This window comes from Magnetococcus sp. PR-3 (assembly GCF_036689865.1).
In the GTDB taxonomy this organism is placed as follows: Bacteria; Pseudomonadota; Magnetococcia; order Magnetococcales; family Magnetococcaceae; genus Magnetococcus.
Window position 1 is genome coordinate 1 of record NZ_JBAHUQ010000065.1, and the last position, 5,017, is coordinate 5,017.

Sequence of the window (5,017 nt, forward strand, 5' to 3'; positions counted from 1 at the left end):
TCCGTTACCCCTCATGTGTTGGATAGGATATGGGACATATCGCTTATGGGATTGGCTTGCGGTTGAATGCAGGAGGTTTGAAGAGGTTGCCTGTGTGGGGGGGGGAGGGCGAGGCTTAGCCCATGATCTTGTAGGCTTGGTCTGATCATGAAAAACTAGCCTGGGAAGATTGCTGGGTGGTAGCAAGCATGGCAGTGAGCTGTCAGTCGTATGAAGCCTATACAGATCATCATAGGAAGATATGCGTGGGGTAGCCATTTTGGTTTAAGTGCGCGACGAGATTTGGAGGGGTGGTTTTTGAAGCTGGTTATCTTAGGAGAGCTGAGCACATAGACCAAGCCTGGTGCGGGTAAGCCAGGCTTGGTCTGTTATTGGAACTGAGTTTTTTAGCGTTTTTTCTCTAACCACACCCGTAACATCGCCAGTAATTTAGGTGGGTCAACTGGTTTTGGTAGGTAGTCTGACGCACCGGCATTCAGGCAGCGTTTACGTTCCCCCTGTAGGGCTTTGGCGGTAAGTACAATGACGGGCAAGCTCTGAAACTGAGGATCCGCACGCATGTGCTTTAGAACATCATAGCCGTTCATATCTGGCATCATAATATCGAGCAATACAATATCGACATCCGGGTTTTCGCCAAGTATTTCTAATCCCAACTTACCATTTTTAGCCATAAGTACATTGGCTTCACTCTCTTCTAACAAGCTGGTTAAGGCAAAAATGTTACGCATATCATCCTCAATAATGAGGATTTTACGTTTCTTCAGTGCCGCTTGAACTTCAAAGCCTGTCAACGGCCCCACATGCTTGTTCGAGGTCGATTTTGTACTTTGTTCTTGTTGCTGCTCTTTGCTAGAGGGCTGTTCACCATTAATCTCTGTTGCAACCTCAGGCTGTGTCTGTTCATCACCATCGCGTAAAGATTTGAGAAAGAGAGAAGACTCCTGAAGAATTTTTGCCACGTTGGTGTCGCTGGCAATATGCAGTGTCTTAATTTCAACCCCTTCAGGTTGTTGATCCAGTACAGTTCCAGGCACGGCAACATGTAAAATGCGCAAGGTCTCATGATCAATAGCTGCGCGAATACGATCTACCAACTTATGGGTATCTACACCAGGCAGGTCGGTCGTTAGGATAACTGCGATGGGTTGATAAAGGTTGGCGAGGAACAGTGTAGAACTCATATCTCCTGCGACGACAGCTGCGTAACCTTCCCCCCGTGCGCTCTCTAGCTGTTCACGAATCAACTCATGATTATTACCAACAATCAGAACGCTGGTATCCTCAAAGGTCATGGTACGACGGTCATCTCGGATGGTTTCCAAGTCCTGTTGGCGGGTTGGAGGGGGGGCCTCGTCTTCTGAACCAACCACCTGCTCTTCTGTCGGTAACTCACCAACAGGAAGAAGTAAGGAGAATGTACTACCGTCTCCTTCAACACTGGTCAGTTCCATCTTACCCCCGAGTAAGGTCGCAAGTTCTTGGCTAATAGCCAGTCCAAGCCCTGTTCCAGGGTATTTACGATCAGCACCATCATCCAGCTGTTTAAAAGGTTCAAAAACAACCGCTTGTTTGGCTTCAGGAATGCCAATGCCTGTATCCTGCACAGAGACTCTAATCCAATCCCCATCGGTATATGGGGGCTTGTCTTTGTCTTCCTGTACCGGGGGTTCGCACGGTTCAAAGGTGACGATGACAGAGCCTGTCTCTGTAAATTTAATGGCATTGGTCAGTAGATTCTTTAAAATTTGATCAACCCGCTGGCGGTCGGTATGGAGGGCTTCAGGCAGATTATCCACCAATCGAATTTTAAAACCGAGTTTCTTATGTTGGGCGACATGACAGTAGAGGCGGTCTAAAGCGTAAGAAAGATCTTCAAGAACCATCTTATCTTTAAAAATACGAATACGCCCTGCTTCAATCCGTGCTAAATCCAGTACTTCATCAATCAAACCTAACAGGTCAGAACCTGCAGAGTGGATGGTTTTGGCAAACTCTACCTGTTTCTCGGTTAAGTTGCCTGGTCTGTTCTCTCCTAACAGCTTGGAGAGAATTAAAAGGCTGTTTAGCGGGGAGCGCAGCTCATGAGACATGCTGGCCAAAAAACGGGATTTGTATTTACTGGCCTTTTCCAGTTCATCAATGGTCTCTTTGAGCATGGTTTGATGAACGGAAAGCTCATCTTTCTGGCGCTGTGTCTCATCCAGCAAATCCTGCATTCTGACCGATGCATGGGCACCCCCAAAGGAGATGGCCATAATTTCACTAACACGGGTTAATAGCAGCGTATGGCGTTCATTGGGGATCTGCTCCAGGCCTAGCGCCATGACACCTTGGAGGTTGCCTTGGTGCAATAGAGGAATGGCAAGGTGTACGGCAAGATGAATTTGGCCCGATCCACTCTCTAAAGGCACGGCCTGCTCAATACGGAGGGGGTGGCGTGTTTTGGCAGCTTCTCCAGCCATACCTTCCCCGTAGCGAATGACTGTACCAATGGGGCTTGTGGAGGGAAGGGCATAACCTGCAACGAGAAGGAGTTGTTCTCCCTCTTTGACCAAATAGACCGAGCCGGTTTTGGCTTCAACCGTTTCGGCAAGAAAGCCCAAAGCGGTCTCCCCCAGTTTTTGATTATCGGTTAAACCGCGCATGCGTTTATTGAGTATGGCAAGGTTACCTAAAAGCCAGCCGTGGCGTGATAGCTCTTGTAAGAGGGGCCGATAGAGTATGATATACAGGCCAATACCGCCGGGTATAACGGTTACAACCGCCTGCATGGTGTACTGTGTAAGGGGTGACCACTCACCTGCCGAGACAAGCAGTACAAAGCCAGAAAGTAACGCGCTGAGAATAAAAAAGAGAAGCGCTACCAATAGCCGACATGTGGGGCTGCATCGATTGAGCAGAGAACGCCAGTTACCGGTATGTGCTGAGGTTGCACTTTGCATAAGTTCTACCCTAATCAAGCCATAATAGAAGTGTTCATGACAAAGAGATCGGTATATTTAACGGATTTCATAAAGATATTTTGCTTCATTTATCGTTGTTCGAACATAAGTGAGCTAAAGAAGCTCCTTTTCAAAATTATTTACCATGAAAGGATGCCTGCCTCCTTTAAAGTCGCTATAGTATAGGCCAATCTTCCGATCGTTTGCACTATGGAGGTCGCATGTTTTCTCCTCAACGAGCACCTAGAGTATTGGCGGTGATTCCAGCCCGCTGGGCCTCCAGCCGATTTCCTGGTAAACCACTGGTTGATATCGCCGGCAAAATGATGATCGAAAGGGTGTGGGCACAAGCTAAATTGGCGGCATGTGTGGACGCCGTCGTCGTGGCGACAGATGATGAGCGCATTACTCGTGCCTGTGAGCAACGGGATATCCCCGTTGTTATGACCCGCAGTGATCACCCCACTGGTACCGACCGTTTGGCGGAAGTTGCAAAAAGCCAAGAAGCGGATATTTACATAAATGTTCAAGGAGATGAGCCTCTTATAGACCCCGCGACCATTGATGCGGTAGCGCAGTGTCTATTGGATGCTTTACCAAGAGGTATTGGTTTGGCAACAGCCTATATGGATGGTGCCACACAGACACAAAAAGCTTCATCTTCCACGGTACATTTGGTTCCCTCCATGGATGGATGTGTTATAACCTTTACGCGTCTACCAGTTCCCCTTGATTTTCAGGCTGGTTTTGACCATAAAGTGCATGTCGGTCTTTATGCGTTTACCCGTGATGCACTGATGGAGTTTGTTACCCTGGAACGAGGGCCAGTTGAGCAGGCTGAGAGTATTGAACCTCTGCGCTTTATTGAGCGGGGTAAGCGTATTGCATGTGTCAAAGTACCAGGAGGCTCCATTGGTGTGGATCATCCTGAGGATGTTGCCCGTGTAGAGTCACTGTTAAAACCGTCTTTCTGATCTATGGTCGTGGCAACAGCCAACCAATAAGGGTATCTCATGAGAGTCTTGATTACCGGCGCAGCAGGTTTTATCGGTGCATCATTAAGCCGACAACTGCTTGAGCGAGGCGATGAAGTCATAGGTATTGATAACCTCAATGACTATTACGATGTCTCTCTTAAACAGGCTCGTTTAGCGTTAAACATGAAATACCCAGGCTATACAGAGGCCCGGATTGACCTGGAAGATAGTGAAGCGGTTGCAGAGCTGTTTGCCAAGCATAAACCCCATCGGGTGGTTAATTTAGCTGCCCAGGCTGGTGTACGCTACTCCTTGGTCAACCCTCATGCGTATGTGAACTCCAACGTGGTGGGTTTTTTAAATATTCTCGAGGGGTGCCGACATAATGATGTGGAGCATCTTATCTATGCTTCCACCAGCTCTGTCTATGGGGCCAATACCAACATGCCCTTCTCGGAGCATGGGGGTACCCAGCATCCGGTTAGTCTTTATGCCGCCACCAAAAAATCCAATGAAATGATGGCACACTCCTACAGCCATATTTTTCGGTTGCCGGTAACGGGCTTGCGCTTTTTTACAGTGTATGGGCCTTGGGGGCGTCCGGATATGGCCCTGTTTATGTTTACCCGTAAAATGTTGGCTGGGGAAGCCATTGATGTGTTTAATCATGGCCGTCACATGCGTGATTTTACTTACATTGACGACATTGTTAATGGGGTTGAAAAGGTCTTGGATAAAGTTGCTCAACCCAATGAACAGTGGTCGGGTAATGATCCAGACCCTGCGACGAGTTTGGCGCCATATCGCATTTATAATATTGGTAACAATGAGCCCGTTGAGCTTATGCGCTATATTGAAGTCTTGGAAAAGAAGTTGGGTATTGAGGCAAAGAAAAATTTTCTTCCTCTCCAAAAAGGAGATGTCCCAGATACCTATGCAGATGTTAGCAATTTGGAAGAGGATCTTGGCTATCGCCCCCAGACAACCGTCGAAGAGGGCATTGGTCAGTTTGTTGAGTGGTATCGAGACTACTACAAAGTCTAACCTTCAAATGATTTAAACGTAGCGCCCAAAAAAGCCCTCCTGTCGGAGGGC

At 47.8% G+C, this 5,017-nt stretch carries 3 protein-coding genes; 2 read left to right on the top strand and 1 reads right to left on the bottom strand.

Going from position 1 to position 5,017, the window contains the following annotated elements:
• Positions 1 to 386: 386 nt before the first annotated feature.
• Entirely contained in the window at positions 387 to 2,945 is a 2,559-nt protein-coding gene (locus V5T57_RS20385) for a response regulator (protein ID WP_332893113.1), read from the bottom strand.
• A gap of 221 nt (positions 2,946 to 3,166) precedes the next feature.
• On the opposite strand from V5T57_RS20385, the gene V5T57_RS20390 reads away from it, so the two are divergent.
• Together V5T57_RS20390 and V5T57_RS20395 are read left to right on the top strand one after the other, a co-directional pair.
• Positions 3,167 to 3,919, top strand: a complete 753-nt coding sequence (locus V5T57_RS20390) for a 3-deoxy-manno-octulosonate cytidylyltransferase (RefSeq protein WP_332893114.1) — start codon at positions 3,167 to 3,169, stop codon at positions 3,917 to 3,919.
• 39 nt (positions 3,920 to 3,958) lie between these two features.
• Complete coding sequence (locus V5T57_RS20395) at positions 3,959 to 4,966, top strand: NAD-dependent epimerase (protein ID WP_332893115.1); 1,008 nt, start codon at positions 3,959 to 3,961, stop codon at positions 4,964 to 4,966.
• The last annotated feature ends 51 nt before the right edge of the window (positions 4,967 to 5,017 follow it).